The 25968-nt window shown below is 73.2% G+C and carries 29 protein-coding genes; 19 read left to right on the top strand and 10 right to left on the bottom strand.

Features of this window, described 5'->3' with window-relative positions; all coding sequences use genetic code 11:
- The first annotated feature begins 3 nt into the window (after positions 1–3).
- A complete protein-coding gene (locus ABZU46_RS10350; RefSeq protein WP_354856146.1) occupies positions 4–843 on the top strand; it encodes a DUF2567 domain-containing protein in 840 nt (279 codons plus the stop codon).
- On the opposite strand, the gene ABZU46_RS10355 is transcribed toward ABZU46_RS10350, so the two are convergent.
- Positions 758–1462, bottom strand: coding sequence for an LON peptidase substrate-binding domain-containing protein (locus ABZU46_RS10355; protein WP_354856147.1), 705 nt, complete (start codon positions 1460–1462; stop codon positions 758–760). The genes ABZU46_RS10350 and ABZU46_RS10355 overlap by 86 nt on opposite strands.
- Before the next feature lie 106 nt (positions 1463–1568).
- Between ABZU46_RS10355 and hisD the strand changes: the two genes are divergently transcribed.
- From hisD to hisF, 12 genes are all read left to right on the top strand, one after another.
- Positions 1569–2891, top strand: coding sequence for a histidinol dehydrogenase (gene hisD / locus ABZU46_RS10360; RefSeq protein ID WP_354856148.1), 1323 nt, complete (start codon positions 1569–1571; stop codon positions 2889–2891).
- Positions 2888–3976, top strand: a complete 1089-nt coding sequence (locus ABZU46_RS10365; protein WP_354856149.1) for a histidinol-phosphate transaminase — start codon at positions 2888–2890, stop codon at positions 3974–3976. Before hisD ends, ABZU46_RS10365 begins: the two co-directional genes overlap by 4 nt.
- Before the next feature lie 37 nt (positions 3977–4013).
- Positions 4014–4625 carry an imidazoleglycerol-phosphate dehydratase HisB gene (gene hisB / locus ABZU46_RS10370; RefSeq protein ID WP_203175963.1) on the top strand — a complete coding sequence of 204 codons (612 nt, stop codon included), beginning with the start codon at positions 4014–4016 and terminating at the stop codon, positions 4623–4625.
- Complete coding sequence (locus tag ABZU46_RS10375; protein WP_354856150.1) at positions 4625–4798, top strand: hypothetical protein; 174 nt, start codon at positions 4625–4627, stop codon at positions 4796–4798. Before hisB ends, ABZU46_RS10375 begins: the two co-directional genes overlap by 1 nt.
- Positions 4795–5430 (top strand): imidazole glycerol phosphate synthase subunit HisH, encoded by a 636-nt coding sequence (hisH, locus tag ABZU46_RS10380; protein WP_354856151.1) that lies wholly within the window; start codon positions 4795–4797, stop codon positions 5428–5430. Before ABZU46_RS10375 ends, hisH begins: the two co-directional genes overlap by 4 nt.
- 39 nt (positions 5431–5469) lie before the next feature.
- Complete coding sequence (locus ABZU46_RS10385; RefSeq protein ID WP_354856152.1) at positions 5470–5793, top strand: hypothetical protein; 324 nt, start codon at positions 5470–5472, stop codon at positions 5791–5793.
- A 14-nt stretch (positions 5794–5807) separates the two neighbouring features.
- On the top strand, positions 5808–6533 hold the full coding sequence (gene priA, locus ABZU46_RS10390) for a bifunctional 1-(5-phosphoribosyl)-5-((5-phosphoribosylamino)methylideneamino)imidazole-4-carboxamide isomerase/phosphoribosylanthranilate isomerase PriA (protein WP_354856153.1): 726 nt from the start codon (positions 5808–5810) through the stop codon (positions 6531–6533).
- The gene (locus ABZU46_RS10395; RefSeq protein WP_354856154.1) at positions 6530–6919 is read left to right on the top strand and encodes a RidA family protein; all 390 of its coding nucleotides are present in this window, start codon (positions 6530–6532) and stop codon (positions 6917–6919) included. Before priA ends, ABZU46_RS10395 begins: the two co-directional genes overlap by 4 nt.
- A 78-nt stretch (positions 6920–6997) precedes the next feature.
- Positions 6998–7444: a MarR family transcriptional regulator gene (locus tag ABZU46_RS10400; RefSeq protein WP_354856155.1), complete on the top strand. Its 447-nt coding sequence runs from the start codon at positions 6998–7000 to the stop codon at positions 7442–7444.
- A 5-nt stretch (positions 7445–7449) separates the two neighbouring features.
- Positions 7450–7881: an organic hydroperoxide resistance protein gene (locus ABZU46_RS10405; RefSeq protein ID WP_354856156.1), complete on the top strand. Its 432-nt coding sequence runs from the start codon at positions 7450–7452 to the stop codon at positions 7879–7881.
- Between the two features lie 46 nt (positions 7882–7927).
- Entirely contained in the window at positions 7928–8926 is a 999-nt protein-coding gene (locus tag ABZU46_RS10410; RefSeq protein WP_354856157.1) for an NADP-dependent oxidoreductase, read from the top strand.
- A gap of 76 nt (positions 8927–9002) precedes the next feature.
- Positions 9003–9770: an imidazole glycerol phosphate synthase subunit HisF gene (gene hisF, locus ABZU46_RS10415; protein WP_354856158.1), complete on the top strand. Its 768-nt coding sequence runs from the start codon at positions 9003–9005 to the stop codon at positions 9768–9770.
- On the opposite strand, the gene ABZU46_RS10420 is transcribed toward hisF, so the two are convergent.
- Complete coding sequence (locus ABZU46_RS10420; RefSeq protein ID WP_354856159.1) at positions 9767–10204, bottom strand: hypothetical protein; 438 nt, start codon at positions 10202–10204, stop codon at positions 9767–9769. The two genes, hisF and ABZU46_RS10420, sit on opposite strands and share 4 nt — an antisense overlap.
- A gap of 174 nt (positions 10205–10378) precedes the next feature.
- On the opposite strand from ABZU46_RS10420, the gene ABZU46_RS10425 reads away from it, so the two are divergent.
- Together ABZU46_RS10425 and ABZU46_RS10430 are read left to right on the top strand one after the other, a co-directional pair.
- Positions 10379–11596, top strand: a complete 1218-nt coding sequence (locus ABZU46_RS10425; protein ID WP_354856160.1) for a helix-turn-helix transcriptional regulator — start codon at positions 10379–10381, stop codon at positions 11594–11596.
- Between the two features lie 11 nt (positions 11597–11607).
- Positions 11608–12150 (top strand): GNAT family N-acetyltransferase, encoded by a 543-nt coding sequence (locus ABZU46_RS10430; protein ID WP_354856161.1) that lies wholly within the window; start codon positions 11608–11610, stop codon positions 12148–12150.
- A gap of 101 nt (positions 12151–12251) precedes the next feature.
- Here the strand turns inward: ABZU46_RS10430 and ABZU46_RS10435 are convergent, their stop codons facing one another.
- Both ABZU46_RS10435 and ABZU46_RS10440 read right to left on the bottom strand, forming a co-directional pair.
- Positions 12252–12713 (bottom strand): hypothetical protein, encoded by a 462-nt coding sequence (locus ABZU46_RS10435; protein ID WP_354856162.1) that lies wholly within the window; start codon positions 12711–12713, stop codon positions 12252–12254.
- 101 nt (positions 12714–12814) lie between these two features.
- On the bottom strand, positions 12815–13498 hold the full coding sequence (locus tag ABZU46_RS10440) for a hypothetical protein (RefSeq protein ID WP_354856163.1): 684 nt from the start codon (positions 13496–13498) through the stop codon (positions 12815–12817).
- Positions 13499–13557: 59 nt separating this feature from the next.
- Here ABZU46_RS10440 and ABZU46_RS10445 point away from each other — a divergent pair, with 59 nt between their 5' ends.
- Complete coding sequence (locus tag ABZU46_RS10445) at positions 13558–15015, top strand: PLP-dependent aminotransferase family protein (protein ID WP_354856164.1); 1458 nt, start codon at positions 13558–13560, stop codon at positions 15013–15015.
- A gap of 74 nt (positions 15016–15089) precedes the next feature.
- Here ABZU46_RS10445 and ABZU46_RS10450 read toward each other — a convergent pair whose 3' ends face one another.
- The 3 genes from ABZU46_RS10450 to ABZU46_RS10460 form a co-directional block, all read right to left on the bottom strand.
- Positions 15090–16916 carry a long-chain fatty acid--CoA ligase gene (locus ABZU46_RS10450; RefSeq protein ID WP_354856165.1) on the bottom strand — a complete coding sequence of 609 codons (1827 nt, stop codon included), beginning with the start codon at positions 16914–16916 and terminating at the stop codon, positions 15090–15092.
- A 139-nt stretch (positions 16917–17055) separates the two neighbouring features.
- Positions 17056–18006, bottom strand: coding sequence for a terpene synthase (locus ABZU46_RS10455; RefSeq protein ID WP_354856166.1), 951 nt, complete (start codon positions 18004–18006; stop codon positions 17056–17058).
- 127 nt (positions 18007–18133) lie between these two features.
- Positions 18134–18763, bottom strand: a complete 630-nt coding sequence (locus ABZU46_RS10460; RefSeq protein ID WP_354856167.1) for a TIGR03085 family metal-binding protein — start codon at positions 18761–18763, stop codon at positions 18134–18136.
- Positions 18764–18933: 170 nt separating this feature from the next.
- Between ABZU46_RS10460 and ABZU46_RS10465 the strand changes: the two genes are divergently transcribed.
- The 3 genes from ABZU46_RS10465 (at position 18934) to ABZU46_RS10475 (ending at position 23494) form a co-directional block, all read left to right on the top strand.
- Entirely contained in the window at positions 18934–20817 is a 1884-nt protein-coding gene (locus ABZU46_RS10465) for an ABC transporter ATP-binding protein (RefSeq protein WP_354856168.1), read from the top strand.
- A gap of 67 nt (positions 20818–20884) precedes the next feature.
- Positions 20885–22660 (top strand): ABC transporter ATP-binding protein, encoded by a 1776-nt coding sequence (locus ABZU46_RS10470; protein WP_354856181.1) that lies wholly within the window; start codon positions 20885–20887, stop codon positions 22658–22660.
- Positions 22661–22744: 84 nt separating this feature from the next.
- Positions 22745–23494 carry a DUF2470 domain-containing protein gene (locus tag ABZU46_RS10475; RefSeq protein ID WP_354856169.1) on the top strand — a complete coding sequence of 250 codons (750 nt, stop codon included), beginning with the start codon at positions 22745–22747 and terminating at the stop codon, positions 23492–23494.
- Positions 23495–23502: 8 nt separating this feature from the next.
- On the opposite strand, the gene ABZU46_RS10480 is transcribed toward ABZU46_RS10475, so the two are convergent.
- The 3 genes from ABZU46_RS10480 to ABZU46_RS10490 form a co-directional block, all read right to left on the bottom strand.
- Positions 23503–24099: a TetR family transcriptional regulator gene (locus ABZU46_RS10480; protein WP_354856170.1), complete on the bottom strand. Its 597-nt coding sequence runs from the start codon at positions 24097–24099 to the stop codon at positions 23503–23505.
- Positions 24100–24182: 83 nt separating this feature from the next.
- Positions 24183–24938: an ABC transporter permease gene (locus ABZU46_RS10485; protein WP_354856171.1), complete on the bottom strand. Its 756-nt coding sequence runs from the start codon at positions 24936–24938 to the stop codon at positions 24183–24185.
- On the bottom strand, positions 24935–25675 hold the full coding sequence (locus ABZU46_RS10490) for an ABC transporter ATP-binding protein (protein ID WP_354856172.1): 741 nt from the start codon (positions 25673–25675) through the stop codon (positions 24935–24937). The genes ABZU46_RS10485 and ABZU46_RS10490 overlap by 4 nt, the downstream gene beginning before the upstream one ends.
- Positions 25676–25968 lie beyond the last annotated feature (293 nt).

Below are 25968 nucleotides of genomic sequence, written 5' to 3' on the forward strand. Positions count from 1 at the left end.
CGGGTGAGCCCGGACAACCCCGACCCTGAGCGGCACGTCGACGACGCCGACCGGCCCGCCGCACCCCCACCGTCGGGTGCGGCGCCCACGGGAAGCGAGTCGGCCGTGCCGCCACCAGCCGCGCCGCCGCCCGGGTTCGGCCCCGGTGAGGGTCCCGCCTCGACGGCGTACCGGAGCGAGCTGGAGCTGACCCTCGACGAGCCGCGCCGGCCGCTGCGGACGGTGGCGACGGTGCTCGGCGTCGTGCTCGCCCTGGCCGTGCTGGGCGGGGGGCTCGGGCTGCTCTGGGCCGTGCTCGCGCCGGACACCCCGGTGCTCAAGACCGCCGAGGGCGCGATCTACGCCGAGCCCCAGCCGGAGCAGCCGATCGCCGCGGACGGCTGGTTCAGCCTGCTCGGGCTGGCCTTCGGGGTGCTCGCGGCGCTGGCCCTGTGGTTCCTGCTGCGCCGGCAGCGCGGCCCGGTCGGGCTGCTCGGCGTGGTGCTGGGCACGCTGGCCGCCGCCCCGGTGGCCTGGCAGGTGGGGCGTCGGGTCGGGCTGGCGACCTTCGACCGGCTGCTGGACACCGCCCCGGCCGGGCAGGCGTTCACCAAACCCGCCGACCTGCGCGCCGGCGGAATCGACTGGCTCTTCGGCGTGTTGCCGGTGCCGCACGGCAACCTGCTGCTGCCCGCGTTCGGCGCCGCCGTCACGTACACCCTGCTGGCCGGTTGGTCGCGCTGGCCGGGCCTGCGGCCGGAGCCGGACCCGACGGCCCTCAGTTGGGTGTCGGCGGGGACGCCAGCTCCGACAGCGGCACCGGAACCGCCCGCACCTGGCGCAGCAGAGCCGCCTCGCGGTTGAGCAGTCGCAGCTCGGCGCGGAGCCGGGCGGCGGTGTCGTCGATCGCGAGCAGCCGTTGCCGGTCGTCGACGGTCAGCGCGGCGGTGGCCGCCACCAGGTGGGAGAGCACCGTCGGATCCTCCGGCAGCTGCTCGGAGATCTCCTCCGGGTCGGGGCGGATCAGCCCCAGGTACTGCCGGAACACGGCGATCACCCGGGCGGCCAGCAGGTCGGCCACCTCGTCCGGCCCGGTGGCCTCGGGCAGCCATTCCACGGCAGCCGTCAGGTAGGGCGCGGACGTGTCGTCGACGTCGGCGATCCGGAAGCGACGGCGGCCGACCGTGACGATGTCGAAGCCGCCGTCGGCCAGCTCGGTGACCTGGCGCAGCTCGGCGGTGCAGCCCACCTCGTGCAGGGTGACGTCGCCGACACCGGTGCTCGCGCGGGTGCCGGGCCCGGCGGGCGCGACCTCCCAGCCGGCCTGGATGGCCACCACCCCGAACTCGCGGGACGCGCCCTCGGGCAGGTCGACAAGGTGCCGGACCAGGGCCCGGTAGCGCTCCTCGAAGATGTGCAGCGGCAGCACCAACCCGGGAAAGAGCACCGTTGCGAGCGGGAACACCGGCAGCCGTGCGGTCACGTGGTCGAGCCTAACCAATCGCGTCCGCGGCGGCGTGGCCCGGCTCACCGTCCCGCCGAGCGGGCGACTGGGGTGAGCTCCGGGCGGGCCGCCTAGACTCGCAAGGGTGCTGAATCGGATCGACCTGCGCGACGGTCTCGTGGACCCGCGCCGCCTGCTGCCCCGTGCCCAGCTCGACGTGTCGGTGGCCGTCGAGCGGATCAAGCCGCTCGTCGAGGCGGTCCGGGAGCATGGGTACCCGGCGATCCGGGAGGCCAGTGAGCGGTTCGACGGCATCTCACCGGAGGTGCTGCGGGTGCCGGTGGAGGCGATCGCCGAGGCCGAGGGTGTGCTCGACCCGGCCGTGCGTGCCGCGCTGCTGGAGTCGATCGCCCGGGCCCGCAGGGTGCACGACGACCAGCGGCGCACCGACCACACGACCCGGGTGGTGCCCGGCGGCACGGTCACCGAGCGGTGGCTGCCGGTCGACCGGGTGGGCCTCTACGTCCCCGGCGGCCTGGCGATGTACCCGTCGACAGTGGTGATGAACGTGGTGCCGGCCCAGGCGGCCGGAGTGCGCTCCCTGGTGGTGGTCAGCCCGCCGCAGAAGGACAACGGCGGCCTGCCCGACCCCCGGGTGCTTGCCGCGTGCGCGCTGCTCGGCGTCGACGAGGTCTACGCCGTGGGCGGCGCCCAGGCGGTGGCGATGCTGGCGTACGGGTCCGCCGTCGACCCGGCGGGCGCGCTGCGGTGCGAGCCCGTCGACCTGGTCACCGGCCCGGGCAACATCTGGGTGACCGCCGCCAAGCGGCTGCTGCGGGGTGTCGTCGGCATCGACGCCGAGGCCGGCCCGACCGAGATCGCGATCCTGGCCGACGACAGCGCCGACCCGGCGCACGTCGCCGCCGACCTGATCAGTCAGGCCGAGCACGACCCGCTCGCGGCGAGCGTGCTGGTCACCCCGTCGGTGGCGCTCGTCGAGGCGGTCGAGCGGGAGCTGGCCCGGCAGGTGCCCGCCACCAAGCACGCCGAGCGGGTGACCACGGCGCTGACCGGCGAGCAGAGCGGCGTGGTCCTGGTCGACGACCTCGAGGCGGGGCTGCGGGTGGTCGACGCGTACGCGGCCGAGCACCTGGAGATCCAGACGGTCGACGCCCGGGAGTGGGCGCTGCGGGTGCGCAACGCCGGAGCGATCTTCGTGGGCGCCTGGTCGCCGGTGTCACTCGGCGACTACTGCGCCGGCTCCAACCACGTGCTGCCCACCGGCGGCTGCGCCCGGCACTCGTCGGGGCTGTCGGTGCAGTCGTTCCTGCGCGGCGTGCACCTGATCGAGTACACCGAGGCCGCGCTGCGCGAGGTGGCCCCACACGTGGTCACCCTGGCGAACGTGGAGGACCTGCCGGCGCACGGCCAGGCCGTGCAGGCCCGCTTCCCGGGAGGGGTGGGGTGACCTCGCTCGATGATCTGCCGATCCGCGACGACCTGCGCGGGCTGTCGCCGTACGGGGCGCCGCAGCTCGACGTGGCGGTGCGGCTCAACACCAACGAGAACTCCTACCCGGTGCCGGAGCCGGTCGTCGACGCGATCGGCAAGGCGCTCGCGGCCGAGTTGCGCGACCTGAACCGCTATCCGGACCGGGACGCGGTGGCGCTGCGCGCCGACCTGGCCGAATATCTCGGGCACGGCCTGACCGTCGAGCACGTCTGGGCGGCCAACGGCTCGAACGAGATCCAGCAGCAGTTGTTGCAGGCGTTCGGTGGGCCGGGGCGCACCGCGATGGGTTTCGTGCCGGCGTACTCGATGCACCCGCTGCTGGCCCTCGGCACCGGCACCCGGTGGGTGCCCGCTGAGCGCGGCGTCGACTTCGGGCTGACGGCCGACGAGGCGGTGGCCCAGGTCCGCGAGCACCGGCCCGACGTGGTCTTCCTCTGCTCGCCGAACAACCCCACCGGCACCGCGCTGGACCCGGCGGTGGTCGCCGCGGTGCTCGACGTCGCGCCCGGCATGGTGGTCGTCGACGAGGCGTACGCCGAGTTCGCCCGGCCGGGCACGGTCAGCGCCCTCGCGGTGCTGCCCGGCCACCCGCGGCTCGTGGTCACCCGCACGATGAGCAAGGCGTTCGGCTTCGCCGGTGGCCGGCTGGGCTACCTGGCCGCCGACCCGGCGGTGGTGCGGGCGGTGCAGCTGGTCCGTCTGCCGTACCACCTGTCCGCGCTGACCCAGGCCGCCGCCCGCGCGGCGTTGGCCCACCGCGACGCCCTGCTGGGTACGGTGAGCGCGATCATGGCCCAGCGGGACCGGATCGTCGCGACGCTGCGCGAACGCGGCCTGCGGGTGGCCGACAGCGACGCCAACTTCGTGCTGTTCGAGTCCGGCGGCGACCAGGCCGCCGCCTGGCAGGCCCTGCTGGCGCAGGGTGTGCTGGTCCGCGACGTCGGCCTGCCCGGCTGGCTGCGGGTGACCGCCGGCACCCCCGCCGAGACCGACGCCTTCCTAGCTGCAATGGAGACTGTGCGATGGGAGCGCGAGGAGTGAGCTTGCGAGCCCCGCAGTCGCGACCGAAAGGTATGCAATGAGCCGGACCGCCCGGGTGGAGCGGATCACCAAGGAGACCAAGGTCCTCGTCGAGATCGACCTCGACGGCACCGGCGCCGCCGAGATCAGCACCGGCGTGGGCTTCTACGACCACATGCTGAACCAGATCGCCCGCCACGGCGGCTACGACCTGACCGTGCGCACCGTGGGCGACCTGGAGATCGACGCCCACCACACGATGGAGGACACCGCGCTCGCGCTGGGCGCCGCGTTCGACCAGGCGCTGGGCGACAAGGCCGGCATCCGGCGGTACGGCTCGGCGACCGTCCCGATGGACGAGGTGCTGGTCCGGGCCGCGGTGGACCTGTCCGGCCGGCCGTACGTGGTGCACGACGAGCCGGTGCTGGCCCCGTACATCGGGCCGGTGTATCCGACCAGCATGACCCGGCACATCTGGGAGTCGTTCGGCCAGGCGGCCCGGATCACCCTGCACGTCGACGTGCTGCGGGCGGCCCGTCCGGGTGGGCACCCGGACGCGCACCACGTGGTGGAGGCCCAGTTCAAGGCGGTCTCCCGGGCGCTGCGCGAGGCCACCGCGATCGACCCGCGGGCGGCCGGCGCGATCCCGAGCACGAAGGGGGCGCTCTAATGGGGGCCGCGTTGCCGACGTTGCTGCTGATCCTGGCCGGGGTGCTGGTGGGCGGCGCGTGGTCGCTGCACCGGCAGGGCGCGCCGAGGGGCGCCGTGGTGATCACCGCGCTGCTCGCGCTGCTCGCCACGGCCGCCGGGGTGCTCCGGCTGATCCCGGAGTCGGGGTCGTGACCGCCGACGTGGTGGTGCTCGACTACGGCTCGGGCAACCTGCGCTCGGCGGAGCGGGCGCTGGCCGCGGCGGGCGCGTCCGTCCGGGTGACCGACGACCTCGCCGCGGCGGCCGCCGCGGACGGTCTGGTGGTGCCGGGTGTGGGCGCCTACGCGGCGTGCATGGCGGGTATCGAGGCGCTCGGCGCCGGGCCGGTGATCGCGGAGCGGGTGGCCGCGGGCCGCCCGGTGCTCGGCATCTGCGTGGGCATGCAGGTGCTCTTCGAGCACGGCGAGGAGCACGGGGTGGTGACCAAGGGCCTCGGGCTGCTGCCCGGCGGGGTGACCCGGTTGGCCGCGCACCGCCTGCCGCACATGGGCTGGAACACGGTTCGCGCGCCCCGCGGGTCGGTGCTGTTCGCCGGGTTGCCGACGCAGAGCCGGTTCTACTTCGTGCACTCGTACGCGATGGGTGACCCGGCGGCGTTGGCGGCCGCGGGGGCCGTGGTGACCACGGCCCACCACGACACCGACTTCGTGGCCGCGGTGGAGCGTGGGCCGCTGTCGGCGGCGCAGTTCCACCCGGAGAAGTCCGCCGACACCGGTGCCGCGTTGCTGCGCAACTGGCTCGCCACCCTGCCCGCCGGTGACTGAGCGCCGGCACCGCCCGGCGTCCGGCGGGCGGGCGTCGCGGTGAGCCGGGAGCGGGCTCGTCGGCGGGCCGAACGTGAGGCTGACCTGGCGCGGGAGCGGGCGGCCCGGCAGCGCCGGGTGGCGCGTCGGCAGCGCCGCCGCGCGGTCGTCCGACGGTTGACGCCGCAGTTGCGCCGGGGCCGCACGGGCCGGCTGGCTCGGCACACGCGGGGTGAGCGGGCGGCGATCGTGCTGCTCACCGGGGCGGCGATGATTCTGATCTGGACGTTCGTCGACGATCTGGCGTTGCGTGTCGCGCTGATCGTGCTGTTGCTGCTCGTACTCCCGGCGATCGTGGTGATCGCTCTGGACCGTCGTACCTGATCGAGGAGAAGACGTTGAGTCTCACCCTGTTACCCGCCGTGGATGTCGCCGACGGCCGGGCTGTCCGGCTCGTGCAGGGCGCCGCCGGCAGCGAGAGCGTCTACGGCGACCCGTTGGACGCGGCGCTGGCGTGGCAGCGCGACGGCGCGGAGTGGATCCACCTGGTCGACCTGGACGCGGCGTTCGGCCGGGGCACCAACGCGCACCTGCTCGCCGAGGTGGTGCGGCAGTTGGACGTGCAGGTGGAGTTGTCCGGCGGCATCCGTGACGACGAGTCGCTGCGCGCGGCGCTGGGCACCGGGGCGAGCCGGGTGAACATCGGCACCGCCGCGCTGGAGGACCCGGTGTGGTGCGACCGGGTCGTCGGGGAGTACGGCGACCGGGTCGCCATCGGGCTGGACGTACGCGGTCAGACCCTGTCCGCGCGGGGTTGGACCCGTGACGGCGGTGACCTGTACGAGGTGCTGGAGCGCCTGGACAAGGCGGGCGCCACGCGGTACGTGGTCACCGACATCACCAAGGACGGCACCATGCGCGGGCCGAACCTGGATCTGCTGCGCGAGGTGTGCGCGCGTACCGACCGGCCGGTGATCGCCTCGGGTGGCGTGTCCGCCCTGGACGACCTGCGGGCGCTGGCCACGCTGGAGCCGCTGGGCGTGGAGGGCGTGATCGCCGGCAAGGCGCTGTACGCGGGCGCGTTCACGGTGGCCGAGGCGCTGCGCACGTTGGCCGAGGCGTGACTGTCACCCGGCTGGGCTCGGGAGGGCCGTGGGAGCAGAGCTACGGCTACTCCCGGGTGGTCCGGGCCGGTGACCTGGCCTGGACGGCTGGCTGTACGGCCACCGTCGACGGTCGGGTGGCGCACGTCGGGGACGCCGCCGCGCAGACCGCGCAGGCGTTGCGGATCGGGCTGGCGGCGCTCGCCGAGGTGGGCGTGCAGCCGGGTGACGTCGTCCGGACCCGGATGTACGTGACCGACCGGCTGCACGCCGACGAGGTGGGCCGGGCGCACAACGCGGTCTTCGGGGCGGTCCGCCCGGTGGCGACGCTTGTGGTGGTGGCGGGTCTGCTCGACCCGGAGCATCTGGTCGAGGTGGAGTTGGAGGCGTACGTCGGCGACCGCTGAGCTGCCGGTGGCCCTCGTCACGGCCGCGTTCCGGCCCGATCGGTTGTGCACAACTTAATTGCGGGCTACGGTTCACGGGTGACCGATGACCTGGTGCTGCGCCGGCAGGTGTGCTTCGCGCTCTACGCCGCGTCGCGCGCCCTCACCGACGTGTACCGGCCGATCCTCGACGAGTTCGGGCTGACCTATCCGCAGTACCTGGTGCTGCTGGTGCTCTGGGAACGCCCCGACGACGCGCCGACGGTGTCCGAGCTGGGCACCGAGCTGCGGTTGGACTCCGGCACGCTCTCCCCGCTGCTCAAGCGGCTGGAGGGGGCGGGCCTGGTGGTGCGGCGGCGGTCGGCGCGCGACGAGCGGCGGGTCGAGGTGGGCCTCACCGAGCAGGGCCGGGCGCTGCGGGAGCAGCTCTGCGACGTCCCGCTGCGAATCGCGCAGGCCACCGGGCTGGGCATCGCCGAGCTTGTCGCGCTGCGCGACACCCTCACCCGGGTCACCGACACCATCCACCGACAGAAGGAGCAGTGACTCTCATGCAGGTTCTCTACACCGCGTCCGCGACCGCCTCCGGCGATGGCCGGGACGGCCACGTCGAGACCTCCGACGGCACCCTCGCGTTCGACCTGGCGGTGCCGAAGGAGATGGGTGGCGCGGGTGGCGCCGCGAACCCCGAGCAGCTCTTCGCCGCCGGCTACGCGGCCTGCTTCCACAGCGCCCTGCGCGTGGTGGCCCGCCGCGCCAAGGCCGACGTGACCGGCTCCGTGGTCGCCGCCGAGGTCGGCATCGGCCCGAACGGCAGCGGTGGCTTCGGGCTCACCGTGCGGCTCGTCGTCGACCTGCCCGCCGTCGCCCGCGACGCCGCCGAGCAGCTCGTCGAGCAGGCCCACCAGGTCTGCCCGTACTCCAACGCGACCCGTGGCAACATCGAGGTCGCGTTGACTGTCCGCGAGACCCTGGCCGCCTGATTTCGCGGACCCGGACCCCACCCGCGGACGAGAGGACGACCACCCGATGACCAGCAACCGTGAGATCCACCTGGCCAGCCGCCCTGAGGGCTGGCCCACCGAGGACACCTTCCGGCTCGTCGAGACCGACGTCCCGAGGCCCGGACCGGGCCAGATCGTGGTCCGCAACCAGTTCATGTCCGTCGACCCGTACATGCGGGGACGGATGAACGACGTCAAGTCGTACGTGCCGCCGTTCGCCCTCGACGCCCCGCTCGACGGGGCCGCGATCGGCGAGGTGGTGGCCAGCGAGTCGGCCGACATCGCGGTCGGCGACACCGTGCTGCACGGGTTGGGCTGGCGGGAGTACGCGCTGCTCGACGCCACCGCCGCGCGCAGGGTCGACCCGAGCGTCGCCCCGGCCAGCGCGTACCTGAGCGTGCTCGGCATGACCGGCCTGACCGCGTACGCCGGTCTGCTGGAGGTCGCCGCGATGAAGCCCGGCGAGACGGTCTTCGTCTCGGCCGCGGCCGGCTCGGTCGGCAGCCTGGTGGGCCAGATCGCCAAGCTCAAGGGCGCCGGCCGGGTCATCGGCAGCGCCGGCTCAGCCGCCAAGGTCGAGCGGCTGCGGGCGCTGGGCTTCGACGCCGCGTTCGACTACCACGACGGGCCGGTCCGCGAGTCGCTGCGGGCGGCCGCCCCGGACGGCGTCGACGTCTACTTCGACAACGTCGGCGGAGATCACCTGGAGGCGGCGATCTCGGCCATGAACCTGCACGGCCGGGCCGCCATCTGCGGCATGATCGCCCAGTACAACGACACCGAGCCACCCGCCGCGCCCCGGAACCTGTCGCTGGTCATCGGCAAGCGGCTGACGCTGCGCGGCTTCCTGGTCCGCGACCACAACCACCTGCGGGACGCGTTCGTCCGCGACGTCGCGGGCTGGCTGCGCGAGGGCAAACTCTCCTACGACGAGACGGTCGTCGACGGCATCGAGAACGCCCCGGCGGCGTTCCTCGGCCTGCTGCGCGGCGAGAACCTGGGCAAGATGCTCGTCCGGGTGTGAGCACCCGCACGTGGCGCACGGCGGTCGGCCCGGTCGGGTCGGCCGTCGTGCCATGCGCGGAGGATAGGCTGGCGGCATGACGGTGGCGGTGCGCGTGATCCCCTGTCTCGACGTGGACGCCGGGCGCGTGGTCAAGGGGGTCAACTTCCTCGACCTGCGGGACGCCGGCGACCCGGTGGAGCTGGCCGCCGCGTACGACCGGGCCGGCGCCGACGAGCTGACCTTCCTCGACGTCACCGCGTCCTCCAACGACCGGGGCACCATGCTCGACGTGGTGCGCCGCACCGCCGAGTCGGTCTTCATCCCGCTGACGGTCGGGGGTGGGGTCCGGCAGGTCGGCGACGTCGACACGCTGCTGCGCGCGGGCGCGGACAAGGTCGGCGTGAACACCGCCGCCATCGCCCGGCCGGAGCTGATCGCCGAGATCGCCGACCGGTTCGGCCGGCAGGTGCTCGTGCTCTCCCTCGACGTACGCCGTGCCCCGGCCGGGGTGACGCCCAGCGGGTTCGAGGTCACCACCCACGGTGGCCGGCGCGGCACCGGCCTCGACGCGGTGCGCTGGGCGCGGCAGGTGGCCGAGCTGGGCGCGGGGGAGATCCTGCTCAATTCGATGGACGCCGACGGCACCAAGGCGGGCTTCGACCTGGAGCTGATCGGCGCGGTGCGGGCCGTGGTGGACGTGCCGGTCGTGGCCAGCGGTGGGGCCGGCGAGGTGGCGCACTTCCCGCCGGCGATCGGGGCAGGCGCCGACGCGGTGCTCGCCGCCAGCGTCTTCCACTTCGGCGAGCTGACGGTGGGCGAGGTCAAGGACGCCCTGCGCCGCAGCGGTCACCCCGTGCGCTAGCCACGCCGGGCCGTCGTCCGCGCCGCGCCCAGGTGGTACGCGTCGTGCGCGATCAGATTCGCGAACGCTCCCGCCCATACCCAGCACCGGGCGCGGGTGCCGCAGATCGGGCATCGCCCGTGTCGCTGCTCATGCTCGGCCAGAACCCGCCACCATCTGGCCAGTTGCTCCGGGCTTGGCGCACTCACCGGGCTCCATCCAGGTTCGCGCGGATCGCAGCGACCGACACCTGCGCCTCGAAGCACCACCCGCCGGCGCAGTCCGGTACGGGGCCAGCACACGTGTGCCCCCGCATCCGCACCAAGTCCGCCGACCGGCTGCTGGTCCACGACCACCGCCCACACCAGTTCGTCGCGGTTGGTCGGGTTCGGGCTGATCTCCCACGCCAGCAGGTGCAGCAGGGTGCCCGCAGGCACCTGAAGGCTGTCGGTCATGCTCTGCTCCGAGGGCAAAGGGTGGACATCACCGGGAACGGCAGCCACAGTTCCCGTCGATCCCGCCGGAAGCTGCTGTGCCAGATGGCTGACACGTCGAGCGTGGCCGATAAGCTGGGCCTACGGCAGGCGTGAGCGGTGTGCACACGCTCCTGCACACGCTGGGGGTCGGGAATGGACACCTTCGGGCAGCTACTCAGACGGCATCGCGAGAGCGCCGGGCTGTCCCTGCGGCAGCTCGGTTCGCTCATCCACTTCCAGTACAGCCACATCGCCCAGGTGGAGCGTGGTGGACGCCGTGCCACCGATGCGCTGGCCACGGCCTGCGATCGGGCCTTGGGCGCTGACGGCGCGCTCGTCGAGGCGTACCGGACCGACCGTGCCGGCGCCACCGACATGCACAGACGCACCATGCTGCGCGCCATGATCGCCTTGGCTGCCGCCCCCGCCGTCGCGCCCCTGGCCGGGTTGGAAGCCCTCCGCCACGGCCTCGGCGACGCGGTGACGCCCGACCACGACGAGTGGGAGCAGATCGTGGCCGACTACGGCCACAGCTACTACCGGCAGGCCCGTCCCGCGCTGATGGCCCAACTGGGTGCCGACCTGACCGTGCTGCAACACCAACTCGCCGCCGACACTGGTACGCGCCGGCCTGGTCTTCTGCGAGCTGCCTCCCGCCTGTCCGTCATCGTCGCGTTGAGCCTTGTCGCGTCGGGGCAGACCGTGCTAGGTCGCCGCTGGTGGCGGACCGCCCATCGGGTTGCCGACGAATCCGGGGACACCGACACCCGGGTGTTGGTGCGGGCGTGGAATGTGGTGAACGGCTGCTACGACGGACGCCAACCGTCGGCGGTCGTCGCCCTGTCGGACGAGGCACTGCCTCTACTGGGGCGGCGGGCTACGTCGGCGGCGTGCGGGTTGCTCGCCGGCCGGTCCCAAGCCCTGTCGTTGGCCGGGCGGCATGCGGAGGCGGTGGCGACGGTGCGGCAACTCGCCGACCTTGCCCAGCAGCTACCAGCCGCGATCGTGGACGACGTGGAGTCGTTGTGGGGGTGGCCGGAGCATCGGCTTCACCACACCGAATCGTGGGTGTACACGCACGGTGGCCGTCTGGTCGACGCGGAGGCCGCGCAGGAGCGGGCCCTCGACCTGTACCCGGCGTCGCAGGCGCGGTTACGTGCGCAGGTGCAACTGCATCAGGCTGCCCGGCTGATCCGGGGCGGGCATGTTCCCGACGGGTTGCGGTACGCCGCCGACACCCTCGACGCGCTGCCGGTCGAGCTGCACAACCACCTGCTGCGGTCGGTGGCCGCCCAGGTCACGGCTGCCGTACCCACAGTGGAGCGGTCGCGGCCCGCGTTCGCCGATCTCGCCGACCGGGTTCGGGCCTAGGCTCATCCGCTATGCCGGTGACGTACACCGTGCACACCGCCGAGTCGGCCGCGGCCGTGTTTCCGGCGCTGGCCCGCCTGTACGCGGTCGTCTACGCCGAGCCGCCCTACGCCGAGGGGCCGGAGCAGGTTGCCGCGTTCGCCGACGGGTTGCCCGACGAGTCGCGACGCCCAGGATTCACCCTCGTGGTCGCCGAGGAGGTGGGTGTGCTGGTGGGTGCGGCGTACGGGTGGACGATGCCCGCCGGCCGTTGGTGGATGCGCGCCGACACCAAGCCTTTCGCCGACCTCCGGACCGCCGACAAGTTCGCGGTGATGGAGTGGGTCGTGCATCCCGACCGGCGCGGTGCGGGCATCGGTGCGGAGCTCATCCGCCGGCTCCTCGACGGGCGGCCCGAACGGTGGGCGACCCTGGCGTCCAACCCGGCCGCACCCGCCCGTGCCATCTACCAGCGCGCGGGTTGGCAGCAGGTCGGCGGATCGGCGATGCCCGACGGCACACCCATGCACCTGCTCGTCCTGCCGTTGCCCGCTGCGCCGGTCCGGCGTCGCTGACCCCCGGCCCGGGTCCATCGGCGCGACGTTTCGCCCGCTTGGCAATCTTGGACAGTTTCCGTTAGCAGGTAACGGAAACTGTCCAAGATCTGCAATGGGTGTCAGTGGCCGCCGGAGTGGCCCTCGGGTGACCGGCGGGGGGTGGGGATCGACCGGACCGCGTACTCCTGCACGGCCGCCGCGTGCTCGGCCTCGTCCAGGATCCAGTCGGCGCGGCCCGGCGCGTGCCGGCGGCTCAGCACGCCCTGCACGGTGTCCACCATCGTCGCTACCCCGGCGCGCGGCCGGGTGCGCCAGAGCTGCTCACCCTCCGTGGTGATGCGGAACCAGCCGTCGGCGACGGTGACCAGACCCGCGCCGACCAGCCGCTGCACCGCGGCCTCCACCTCGTGCCGCTGCGGAATCGCCTGGTTGAGGTGATCGGCGGTGGACAGCACGTCGGTCAGGCGTACGCCCTCCGGCCGACGACTCGTCGCGGACCGTCGGTGCCGCCCGGCCCCGCTCGCGATCACCAACGACACGAAGATCCAGGCGTCGCTCCAGCGCCAACCGTTCTCCCCCATGCAGAGATGATGACGGCGAGCGCCGCGGAAGGGAACACCCACCCTCCAACGAGCCCGTTTCGACCATCGTGCGTGCCGGCTCGTGGACGGTCGGTGAGCGCTCAGGCGGCCGGGGCGGGAGCGGCGCCCGGCGGGTCGCCCGCGGTGGCGCCCGGCGGGTCGCCGGCGGTCGCGTCCAGCGCGGGCACCGCGACGAGCGGGATGAAGAACTGCGCCAGTGGGCCGATGGCCAGCGCGTACGCGATGGTGCCCACGCCGACCGTGCCGCCGAGCAGCCAGCCCAGCGCGAGCACGGTGACCTCGATGACCGTGCGCACCAGGCGGATCGAGCGCCCGGGTCGGCGGGCGACGAAGCCGGTCATCAGCCCGTCGCGTGGACCCGGACCCAACTGGGCGCCGAGGTAGAGCGCGGTGGCCGCGCCGTTGGCGACGATCCCGGTGATCAGCAGAGCGATGCGGGCGCCGAGGGGGCCGCCGGTGGGCAGCAGGGCCAGGGTGGCGTCCACCACCAGGCCAATCACCACCACGTTGCTGACCGTGCCGAGGCCGGGCCGCTGGCGCAGCGGGATCCACAGCAGCAGCACCAGGGCGCCGACGCCGATGGTGACCGTGCCGAAGGAGAGCCCGGTCCGCTCGGACAACCCCTGGTGGAAGACGTCCCACGGGTCGAGGCCCAGGTCGGAGCGGATCATCAGGGCCATGCTGACCCCGTAGAGGACGAGCCCTGCGTAGAGCTGGGTGAGCCGTCGCACCGGCCGCTGCCGCAGATTGCCAATCAGTGCCATGCATGCCACCCTAGGTGCCAATCCTCCCGGAGGAAGAGGCCAATATCCGAGGAGTGGCCATGACAGCGCAGGTGCGAGGCGTCCAATTGGCCCGCTTGCTGGGGCAGTGGCACGCCCTGCCGGGCCGTCGTCGCAGTCCCGACTACGCCGCCCTGGCCGGCGCGGTGCGCGGCCTGCTCGCCGACGCCCGGCTCCCGCTGGGCGTGCGCCTCCCGGCGGAACGCGAGCTGGCCGAGGCGCTGCGGATCAGCCGCACCACGGTCACCGCCGCGTACCGGGAGCTGCGCGAGACCGGGCATCTGGCCAGCCGCCGGGGCGCCGGCAGCTGGACGATGCTCCCCGGCAACCACCGGGTCGCCAGCACCGGGCTGTGGACCCCGCTGGACGACCGGGAGATGATCGACCTCGGCGTCGCCGCGTTGGCGGCCCCGCCGCAGCTGCTCGCCGCCGCGCGGGCCGCCGCCGAGGATCTGCCCCGCTACCTGGGCGGGGCCGGCTACCACCCGACCGGGATCGGCGAGCTGCGCGCCGCGGTGGCCGCCGGCTACACCGCGCGGGGGTTGCCCACCTCGGCCGACCAGATCATGGTCACCAGTGGCACCCAGCACGCCCTGGACCTGGTGCTGCGCCTCGCCCTGGCGCCCGGCGGGAGCGTGCTCGTCGAATCCCCGACCTACCCCAACGCGCTCGCCGCGCTGGCCAGCCGGCGGGCCCGGATCACGACACACGGGCTGTCCTCCGACGCCGGTGGCTGGGAACCCGACCTGCTGCTGGGCAGCCTGCGGCAGACCCGGCCCAAGCTGGCGTACCTGATTCCGGAGTTCCAGAACCCGACCGGGCACCTGATGCCGTCCGCGTTGCGCGAGCAGGTGGTCGCCGCCGCCCACGCCGTCGGCACCGACCTGATCGTCGACGAGTCCTTCGTGGACCTGCCGCTGGACGACACCGAGCTGCCCCCGCCCACGGCCACATTCGACCGGCACTCCCGGGTGGTGAGCATCGGAGGAATGAGCAAGCCGTACTGGGGTGGCCTGCGCATCGGCTGGGTACGCGCCTCCGCGCCGCAGGTGCAGCGGCTGGCCGCCGTCCGGGTCGGTGTGGACATGTCCAGCCCGGTGCTCGACCAGTTGGTCGCGGTGCACCTGCTCAACGACGCGGCGGCCATCGTCGCCGCCCGCCGGGCCCAGCTCACCGCCCAGCGCGACGCGTTGCTGGCCGCGCTGGCACACCGACTTCCGGACTGGCGGGTGACCGTGCCGCGCGGCGGCGTGACCCTCTGGGCCGAACTGGACGGCCCAGTCTCCAGCGCGCTCGCCCGCGCCGCCGAGGAGGTCGGTGTCCGGCTCGCGCCCGGCCCCCGGTTCGGTCTGGACGGCACCCTGGAACGCTTCCTGCGGCTGCCGTTCACCCTGCCGGCCGCCGACCTGGTGGAGGCCGTGGAGCGGATCGCCACGGTCCGCTACGACCTGGACCGGACCGGCCGGCAGCGATGGCGGGAGCCGTCCGTCATCGCCTGAGCCCGGCCGGCCCCCCGGTCGACGCGCCGGTGGCGCCACACCCGGGCGGGTGCGAGGCCACCGGCGGACCGTTTCTACAGCTCGGCGAGCGTGCCCGCGTACATCTTGTCGATCTCGGCGGCGAAGTTGCTCTCCACGCCACGTCGCTTGATCTTCAACGACGGGGTGATCTCGCCGTCCTCGATCGTCAGGTCGCGCGGCAGGATCGCCACCTTCTTGATCGTCTCCCAGCGGTTGAGCTTGGCGTTGAGCTGGGCGACGTACTCCTCGACCATCGCCTGCGCCTCCGGCGAGGCGACGATCTCGGCATAGTCGCGGCCCTCCAGCGGGCCGCCGGCCACCCAGCCCCGGATCGCGTCCGGGTCCAGCGTGACGAGCATCGTGCAGAAGTTGCGGGCCTGACCGACCACGACCGCCTGCGAGGTGTACGGGCAGATCGCCTTGAACATCCCCTCGATGTGCGACGGCGCGATGTACTTGCCGCCCGAGGTCTTGACCAGGTCCTTCTTGCGGTCGGTGATCCGCAGGTAGCCCTGCTCGTCCAGGCTGCCGATGTCACCGGTGCGGAAGAAGCCGTCCTCGGTGAACGCGGCAGCGGTCTCCTCCGGCAGGTTGTGGTAGCCGCGCATCACGGGCCGGCCACGGACCAGGATCTCGCCATCGGTGTCGATCCGGCACTCCAGGTCGCCCATCGCCTGCCCGACAGTGCCGATCCGCAGCCCGGAGGGCGGGTTCACGAAGTTGCCGGCGCTGGTCTCGGTGAGGCCGTAGCCCTCGGAGATCGGCAGGTTGGCGGCGGCGAAGAAGGTGGCGATCTCGGGGCTCAGCGGAGCGGCGCCGGAGACCAGCACCCGCATCCGGCCGCCCAGGCGGGCCTGGAGCTTGCTGAACACCAGCTTCTCGGCCAGCCCGTAGCGCAGCTTCAACCCGGCCGGCACCGGCTTGCCGGCCTGCTCCAGAGCGACCTTCTCCTTGCCGACCTGGACACCCCAGGCGAAGATCTTCGCCTTCGCGCCGCCGGCGCCCTGCGCGGTGGTCACCGCCCGGTTGTAGACCTTCTCGAAGACCCGGGGAGCGCCGCACATCAGGGTCGGCCGGATCACCGCGAGCAGGTCGACCAGCTTGTCCACCCGCCCGTCGACGTAGGTGGGCAGACCGACGTGGATCGCGCCGCAGAGCAACGTCTTGCCGAACGAGTGGGCCAGCGGCAGCCACAGGTACTGCAGGTCGTCGTCGCGCAGCAGCCCGACCTCGGCCTGCGCCACGGCCTCCCAGCACCAGCCGCCGTGCAGCAGCTCGACACCCTTGGGCTGGCCCGTGGTGCCGGAGGTGTAGATCAGCGTGGCCAGGTGATCCGGGCCGATGCCGGCCACCAGCATGTCGATCAGATCGGGCTCGGCGGCCAGCGCGCGGGTGCCCTGCTCCTCCAGGTCGGCCAGGGTGAGCTGGGGAACCGCGGCGTTCGGGTCCGGGGTGCCGTCGAAGAGCACCACGTGGGTCAGCGCCGGCAGGGCCGCTCCGGCGATCTTGGCGGCCTGCGTCGGGTTCTCCGCGAAGAGCACCCGCGAGGCGGAGTCAGCGATGATGAATGTCGCGTCCGCCGGCTCGGTGGTCGGGTAGACGGTGGTGGTCGCCCCGCCGGCGCACATGATGCCGAGGTCGGCGACCACCCAGTCGAGCCGGGTGTTGGCGAGGATAGCGACGGGATTCTCCTGGCCGACGCCGAGCGCGTGCAGGCCGGCGGCGACGGCCTTGGCGCGTTGGCCGACCTGCTCCCAGGTCAGCCAGTCGGGGCCCGAGTCGTCGGGGGTCGGGGACGCGAACGCGTGGCGGTCGGGGGTGGCCGCCACACGCTTGAGGAACATGTCCGGGATGGAACGGTACGGTACATCGAGAGCCATCGCTGTAGCCGCCTTCGGGGGTGGTGGCGTGACGGTCGTCACGTCATAGTGGTTACCGAAGAGTATTGCCTGGCACCGGGCATCGGCTAGTGCTGGTGATCGGCTGGCTGCCCTGGCCCGCCGGCCGACACACCCCGGATCAGGCGTAGCGGGCAGCCACGAGTGACCAGTCGTAGGTCGCCTGGACCCAGTTGCGCCGCGCGGCCAGCGGCGAGCGCAACGCCTCGACACCGCTGGCCAGCAGCCTCTCCTCCGCCGCCAGGTACGCCGCCAACCCCCGGTTGAAACGGTCGGCGGCCGCCCATAACGCGTCCGCCTCGGCCAGGCCGCCCTCCTGGGCGATGACCGTCACCAGGTTGTGCGCGTCCGGGTCGGCCCGGCTCTCCTTGCCGTACGAGAAGAGGTCGTTGCACCAGCAGACCAGGTCCACCGCCAGCAGGTCCAGGGCGGCCAGCGCCGGTTCGGCACGCCGGGTCGGGCCGGGTGGCTGTTCCGACGCCAGGTCGGTCAGGGTGAGACAGGGGTGCACGCCGCCGATGTGCCGACGCAGTTGGACGTACTCCGTCAACCCCGGCACCCGCCGGCGTTCCCGGTTGGCGGCCTCCCAGAGCAGCGCCAGCAGATACTGGCGCACCTGGCTGACGAACCGCAGCAGCATCGGCGCCCGACCCTCGGCCCGGGTCCGGCGGCACAGATCGTGCAGCGCGGCACCCAGCGGGCCGGCGTTTGGCGGCAGTGGCGCGAGCGGGTCGCCGCACCGGTCCAGCACGTCGAGCAGCGCGGCGATGACCGGCGCCAGCCGGCCCGGGTCGGCCCCGAGGCCGTCCTCGTCGCAGACGTCGTCCATGACGAAGAGCCAGGAGATCAGGTCGGCGAGGAGCCGCAGCCCCTGCGCCGGTCCTTCCGGGCAGGCCCGGCCGGCCAGGCCGGCGGCGTCCGCCAGTTGTAGTCGATGAACCTGATGACCGGAATTGACCAAACCGAGAGCGCGCGCCCACTCGACGCTCTCGCTGGCCACCCGATCCGTGGACTTGTGGCGCCCCGCCGTGAAGGAGGGTTCCCGTAGCGCCGAGATCGCGAAGCTCCGCATCGTGTGCCCCCACATAGTGCCGCCCCGGCGCGGAACGGCGCGGTGAAGCGTACGGGAGGAGGTATCGGCGCGCATCGCTAGGACTGCGGCAGTTGTCCGGCGCCTATGACCGATTAGGCGCAGAAAGTCACATGCCCAGGCTGGTGTTGCGGAGCTGCCGCGCGGACGTCGCCGAACCGTCCAGTTGAACCCGGGCCACCCGCTGCCGGCCGGAGAGGAACAGGGCCAACTCGGCCGGGGCGCCCACCAGTCGCAGCCGCTCGCCACCACGGCCGACGGAGACCTCGCCGTGACCGGGCGCCTGCACGTAGAGGTCCGCCGGGAAGCGGCGCAGCGTCAGCCGGGCGAGCGGGGCGACCCGCTTCCACAGGGTGGCCTGCAAACCGCGGGACAGCTCGCGCGGCTGCCACCCCGGGACGGCCCGCCGCACGTCCTCGTGGTGGATGAAGAACTCCACCGTGTTGACCAGCTCGTCGGTCAGCGGGTTGCTGATCGGGCTCCACACCGGCGGCCGGCGCACCTGCGCCACCAGCTCAGGGTAGGGCCCGGCGGCGAGCCGTCGGCGGACCCGTTCGGCGTGCCCCCGCAGCGGCGCCAGCAGGATCCCGCCGGCCGCGTCCGGACGGCGCTCGCGCGACACCAGGTGCGCGGCGAGGTCACGGGTCGCCCAGCCCTCGTTGATCGTCGGCGCGTCGGGCCCGAGGGCCAGGAAAAGATCGGCCAGCGCCTCGCGCTCGGCTCGGGCGTACCGCGACATGGCCCGATCGTAGGCCCGCGGACGCGCCACCGCGCGCCGGCGGACGCCCGGCCGCACCCAGAGCCCGTACGTCCGGTACGTGACGGTCGACATATCCCGTCCGGGTCGGCGGTGCCGGCTCGCAGCGGTAAGGATGAGGGAGATAATTGTGGCTTACGGCGGGGGAGAGCGTGGCGAGCAGGACAAGTCGGGACGTGCTCGGCAGGGGGCTGGGGGTTCTGCGGCAGGCGATCCGGGAGCAGCCGCGGATCTTCGCGGTTGCCGTAATCGGCAGTGTGCTGTTCGGCTCGATGGTCATCGTCAGCGCGTACGTGGTGGGCGCGGTGGTCGGTGATGTGGTGGTGCCGGCCATCGCGCGGGGCGAGGTGGGCGTCGGCACCCTGGCGCTGGCGGCGGTCGCCCTGTTCGGGATCAGCGTGCTGCGGGTGGTGGGCATCTTCGGCCGCCGGCTCGGCGCGGGCTACATGCAGTACCGGCTCCAGGCCGCCTACCGCCGCCGGGTCACCCGCCGCTACCTGGACCTGCCGCTGTCGTGGCACCACCGCAACGCCACCGGCACGCTGCTCTCCAACGCCAACTCCGACGTGGAGGCGGCCTGGTATCCGATCGCTCCGCTGCCCTTCGCGGTGGGCACGCTGGTGATGCTGGTCGGCGCGATCGTCTCGCTGTTCGCCACCGACTGGGCCCTCGCCCTGGTCGGCCTCGCGGTCTTTCCCGCGCTGTTCGCGCTCAACGTGGTCTACTCGCGCCGGATGGCGCCCCGGCAGGCCCGGGCGCAGCGGTTGCGCGCCGAGGTCAGTGGCATCGCGCACGAGAGCTTCGACGGCGCGTTGGTGGTCAAGACGATGGGCCGCGAGGCGCAGGAGACGGCCCGGTTCGCCGGTCGCGCCGGCGAACTGCGCGACGCGTTGATCGCGGTCGGCCGGCTGCGGGGCGTCTTCGACCCGCTGCTGGAGACGCTGCCCAGCCTCGGCACCCTCGCGGTGCTGGTGGTCGGGGCGTTCCGCCTGCGCGAGGGCGCGATCAGCGTCACCGAGCTGGTCAGCGTCGCGTTCCTCTTCACCGTGCTGGCCTTCCCGGTGCGGGCCATCGGCTGGGTGCTGGCCGAGCTGCCGCGCAGCGTCGCCGGCTGGGACCGGGTGCGCCGGGTGCTCGACGCCACCGGCGAGATGCCGTACGGGCAGCACGTGCTCGACCCGGCCACCCCGGGGCCGGCCACGCTCACGTTCACCGACGTGCACTTCTCCTACCCGCCGGCCGAGGCGCACCAGCCCGGCGCGCAGGTGCTCGGCGAGGTCGGCTTCACCGTGCCGGCCGGCCGCACGGTCGCGCTGGTCGGGCCGACCGGCGCCGGCAAGTCCACCATCGCCTCGCTGGCCGTACGCCTGGTCGACCCGGACTCCGGCGTCGTCGAGCTGAACGGCGTGAATGTGCGCGATCTGACCGCCGCGTCGCTGGCCGGCACGGTCGCGCTGGTCGCGCAGGTGCCGTTCGTCTTCGACGACACCGTGCGGGCCAACGTCGCCCTGGACCGGGCGGGCATCGACGACGAGGACGTCTGGGCGGCGCTGCGCCTGGCCGAGGCGGACGGGTTCGTCGCCGCGCTGCCGGAGGGCCTGGACACGATGGTCGGCGAGCGGGGCACCTCGCTCTCCGGCGGCCAGCGGCAGCGGCTCACGCTGGCCCGCGCGCTGGCCGGGCGGCCACGCCTGCTGGTGCTCGACGACGCGACGAGCGCCGTGGATCCCCGTGTGGAGGCGGCCATCCTCGCCGGTCTGCGGGCGTCGGCGGGCGAGCCGGGAGTGCCGGCCGCGTCGATCCTGGTGGTGGCGTACCGCCGGGCGACCATCGCCCTCGCCGACGAGGTCGTCTACGTGGAGCAGGGCCGGGTGGTCGCCCGGGGCACGCACACCGAGCTGCTGGCCACCGTCGGAGGGTACGTGGACCTGGTCACCGCGTACGAGCAGGCGGAGGTCGACCGCGCGCAGGAGCGCGCGTACGACGACGAGGTGGCGCAGCTGCCGTCGGGCCTGGAGATCGAGGTGGACCGGTGAGCGCGAGGAGTGCAGCGCAGCGGAGCCCCGCAGTCGCGAACGAAAGGCAAGACCGGTGAGTACGACGGTGACGAATGACGAGCGGGACGCGCGGACGGAGACGACCTGGCAGACCCTGCGGCGGGGGTTGGCGCTCTCCCCGGAGCTGCGGACCGGCCTGGCCGCCACGCTGGGCCTGGCCCTGGTCTACATGGTGGGCCGGGTGGCCGTTCCGGTCGCGGTGCAGCAGGGCATCGACCGCGGCATCGTCGGCGGTCTGAACCTCGACGTGGTCTGGTCGGTGGTGGCGGTCACCGCGGCGATCCTCGTGGTCACCACGGCCTGCGGCTATCTGATGATGCGCCGGCTGTTCACGGTCAGCGAGACGGCGTTGGCGAATGTGCGGACGCGGGCGTTCCGGCACGTGCACGACCTGTCGATGTTGCACCAGCAGTCGGAGCGGCGTGGCTCGCTGGTCTCGCGGGTGACCAGCGATGTCGACCAGATCACCCAGTTCCTCCAGTGGGGTGGGGTGATCCTGCTGGTCAACCTGGGTCAGCTGGTGGTGACGACGGCCGTCATGCTGGCGTACTCCTGGCAGCTGACCCTGGTGGTGCTGGTGGCGTTCCTGCCGGCGGTGCTCGTCATCCGACAGTTGCAGCGTCGCCTCGGCGCGGCGTACGCGACGGTGCGTCAGCGCACCGGCACGCTGCTGGGCGCGGTCGGCGAGAGCGTCGTGGGCGCGCCGGTGATCCGGGCGTACGGCATCGCGGGGCGCACGGCCCGGCGGTTGGACGACGCCATCGACAATCAGCGCCTGGCGCAGCAGCGGGCGATCCGGATCAGCATCGTGGGCAGTTCGGTCGGCGAGCTCGCGGCCGGGTTGGCGCTGGCGGGCGTGGTGGTGCTCGGGGTGACGTTGGGGGTGGACGGCACGCTGTCGATCGGCCAGCTGACCGCCTTCCTCTTCCTGGTGACGCTGTTCATCCAGCCGGTGCAGATCGCCACCGAGGTGCTCAACGAGGCGCAGAACGCGATCGCGGGCTGGCGGCGGGTGCTTGACGTACTCGACGTGGCCCCGGATGTGGCGGACCCGGGGGAGCAGGGACGGGACCTGCCGGCTGGTCCGTTGGACATCCGGTTCGCCGGGGTGCGGTTCGCCTATCCGGGTGGCCCGCCGGTGCTGCACGACATCGACCTGGAGATCCCGGCGAAGAGCCGGGTCGCGGTGGTCGGCGAGACGGGCAGCGGCAAGACGACCTTCGCGAAGCTGCTCACCCGCCTGATGGACCCGTCGGCGGGAGCGGTGCTGCTGTCCGGGGTGCCGCTGGCGCAGGTGCGGTTCGACTCGCTGCGCTCCCGGGTGGTGATGGTGCCGCAGGACGGGTTCCTCTTCGACGCGACGGTGGGGGACAACGTCCGGTTCGCCCGGCCGGAGCTGACCGACGAGCAGCTCGGCGCCGCGTTCACGGAGTTGGGCCTGGCGGACTGGTTGGATGGTCTGCCCGCCGGCCTGGACACGCCCGTCGGGGAGCGTGGCGAGGCGTTGAGCGTCGGGGAGCGGCAGCTTGTCGCGCTGGCCCGGGCGTACGTGGCCGATCCGGACCTGCTGGTGCTGGACGAGGCGACCAGCGCGGTGGACCCGGCTACCGAGGTGCGGCTGCAACGCACCCTGGACGCCGTCACGCGGGGTCGCACGACGCTCGCCATCGCGCACCGGCTCTCCACCGCGCAGGCTGCCGACGAGGTGATCGTGGTGGACCGGGGTCGCATCGTGCAGCGCGGCCCGCACGATGAGCTGGTGCACGATGCCGACTCGGTCTACGGCCTGCTGTACGCCTCCTGGTTGGAGCAGACCCGGTAACGAGGTGCCAGGCTGCTGGACGCCGTGGAACGGGTGCTCTACGCTCCGGGTTAGGTAAGCCTAACCTCTTAAGGAGGTCGCGCCATGCGGCCCAGCCCCGCCGAGATCGTTCGTACCCTCGTCGCCGGTCGGCTGCCCGGTCTCGTCCACCTGGCCCGCCGGCCGGGCCCGCACCACGCCCGGCACGTGACCGATCCCGACGGCCGGGTGCTGCTGCTGGTGCCGGTGGCCAGCCACCTGGGCGCCGCGCTGCGGCCGGTGGCCGGTGGCGCCGACGTCGCAGTGGTTCTGGACGTCCTCGACCTGCCGCCCGCGGCCGGCGCTCCCGGGCTGGGGCGGGCCTGGGTCTCCGGCTGGGCCGCCGAACTGCACGACGAGGAGGCACGCCGAGCGGCGCTCGACTTCGCCGCGGTCGAGCCGACCGGCGACCTGCTCGACGTGGGCGTCCGGTTCCGGCTGTTCCGCTTCGAGGTGGCCGAGGTGCGCTGGGAGCGGGCCGGCGTCGTGCACCGGATCGACCCGGGGGAATACGCCGAGGCCGAGCCGGACCCGGTGCACCCGTTCGAGGCGCTGCTGCTGGCCGACCTCGCCGAGCGCGACGCCGACCAGGTGACCGACTACCTGCGCCGGCAGCTCGGGTTGACCGAGCAGACCCCGGACGGGCCGCCGCGCGTGGTGCGCATCGACCGTTACGGCCTGGTGGTCGCCCTCGGGCGCCCCGGCGCCCGGCGGCGCGTCCGGCTGGCGTTTCCGTGCCCGCTGGCCGACCCCGATGAGCTGAGCCGCCTCCTGCCGCCGCTGCGTCGCCCGGCCGACGCCCGCCCGCCCCGCTGAATGGCGGTCTAGGTCGGCAACTGCCCGGTGAGGTAGCGCTGAATGGTCGGGCCGATCATGGCGACCAGCGTCTCCCGGTCCGCCGAGGCGACCGGCTCCAGCCGTACCACGTGCCGCATCATGGCCAGCCCGATCAGCTGGGTGGCGACCAGCGAACCGCGCAACGGCAGCTGGGCCGGATCGACGTCGAGCTGGTCGAGGACCCGACGCAGCACCTGCGTGGTGATGAACTCGCGCAGCAGGCGGGCCGTCCACTCGTTGCTCACAGCGGAACGCATCAGCGCCACACCCGCACTGCCGGCCGGGGAGTCCCAGATGCCCAAGAACGCCCGCACCAGTCGCTCGCCGATGCCGTTCCGGTCGCCGGCGAGCACCGTCGGTAGCACCTCGCCGGGATCGACCGGGAACTGCATCGCGGCCAGGAAGAGCTGGTCCTTGCTGCCGAAGTAGTGGTGCACCAGCGCCGGGTCCACCCCGGCGGTGGCGGCGATGCCGCGGATCGAGGCGGCGTCGAAGCCGCGCTCGGCGAACGCCGCCCGCGCCGCGTCGAGGATCGCCTCCCGGGTGTCCGGGTTGCCGGGTCGCCGGCCGGTCCGCCGCGTCATCGCCGCCCTTCGTTCGTCCGCTGACGCCGCCGGTCGCCCGACGGCTGGCGGCAACCCGCGGGGCGCGGGTCGCCGCCGGTCGGTCAGCCGGTGCGCCGGCGCAGGGTCGCCGCCGCGAGCACCAGCGCCAGCACCACCGCGCCGAGCACCACGCCCACGTCCCGCCACATCGTGCCGGTCGGCTCGGCGTTGGCGCCGACCTCCTGCAACGCCTCGATGGCGTACGACAGGGGGAAGGCGTCACTGAGCGCCTGGAGCCAGCCGGCCATCTGGTCGCGGGCCACGAACAGCCCACAGAGCAGCAGTTGGGGGACCACCACGACCGGCAGAAACTGTACTGCCTGGAACTCGGTGCGGGCGAAGGCGCTGCACAGCAGGCCGAGGGCGACGCCGAGCACCGCGTCGAGCACCGCGATCCCGATCACCAGACCGCTGCTTCCGACGGTCCGGAGATCGAAGATCCAGTACGCCACACCGGCGGCGACCGCGGCCTGTACGGCGGCGGCCAGCCCGAACGCGATGCCGTACCCGAAGAGCAGGTCGAGCTTGCCCAGCGGGGTGGTGAGCAGCCGTTCCAGGGTGCCGGAGGTGCGTTCCCGCAGCATCGCGATGCTGGTGACGAGGAACATGATCACGAAGGGGAAGATGCCCAGCATCACCAGGGCGATCCGGTCGAACGTCGACGGCTGCCCCGGCGGGGTCGGCTGGTCGACGTACATGAAGTAGACCAGGGTGAGCAGGACGGCCGGCACCAGCACGAGCAGCGCTATGGTGCGCCGGTCGTGCCGGAGCTGACGCAGGATGCGGCCGGTGGTGGCCGCCAGGATCCGCGGGTTCACGATGCCTCCCGTCCGGCCGGCGCGTCCGTGGCGCCGGCCTTGATCAGTCGCAGGAACGCCTCGTCGAGGTCGTCCACGCCGGCGGCGGCGCGGATCGCGGCCGGGCTGTCGTCGGCGATCAGCCGCCCCTGGCGGATCAGCAGCAGCCGGTCGCAGCGGGCCGCCTCGTCCATCACGTGACTGGACACCAGCAGGGTGGTGCCGGCGGCGGCCATGGCGTGGAACCGGGCCCACAGGTCGGCCCGCAGCACCGGGTCCTGACCGACGGTCGGCTCGTCGAGGATGACCAGCTCCGGGTCGCCGACCAGGGCGCAGGCCAGCGAGGCGCGGCTGCGCTGACCACCGGAGAGGGTGGCGACCAGTTGACCGGCCGCCTCGGCCAGCCCGACCGCGCTGACCGCCTCGTCGGCCTCGGCACGACCACGGCCGTACAGGGCCGCGAAGTACCGGGCGTTCTCCCGGACGGTCAGGTCGGCGTAGACGCTCGGCGCCTGGGTGAGGTAGCCCACCCGGTTGCGCAGCTCCGGGGCGCCCGCCGGCTGGCCCAGCACGGTGACCGTCCCCGCGCTGACCAGCTGCACGCCGACCACCGCGCGCATGAACGTGGTCTTGCCGCTGCCGCTGGGGCCCAGCAGGCCGGTGACGGCGCCGCGCGGAACGGCGCAGCTGATGCCGTCCAGCACCCGCCGTCCGCCCCGGTCGACCACCAGGTCGCGGACGGTTATCGCGTCGTCCATCACGCACCTCCGAAAAACTCATCGTCTGTTGAACTCAACGCTAGATGAGATAACTCCGTCCGCGCAACAGCCCGCTTCCCCGACACCGCCCGCCGTCGCGCCCAGCATCACAACGGGCAGTAGGCTCCGGACCGGACAGCAGGTCCGGCAACGGGCATTGCGTACTGATCGGGCGTACGGCACGATGACGCCGTGGGTCACGCTCCGTTACCGCACAGCGGATTTCTTGAGGACTGGGCCGCGCGGTTGCGGGACGCCGCTGAGCGGCCGGTCGTCGGCATCCTGCTGCGCGG

Source organism: Micromonospora sp. NPDC005197 (assembly GCF_040608295.1).
GTDB lineage: Bacteria > Actinomycetota > Actinomycetes > Mycobacteriales > Micromonosporaceae > Micromonospora.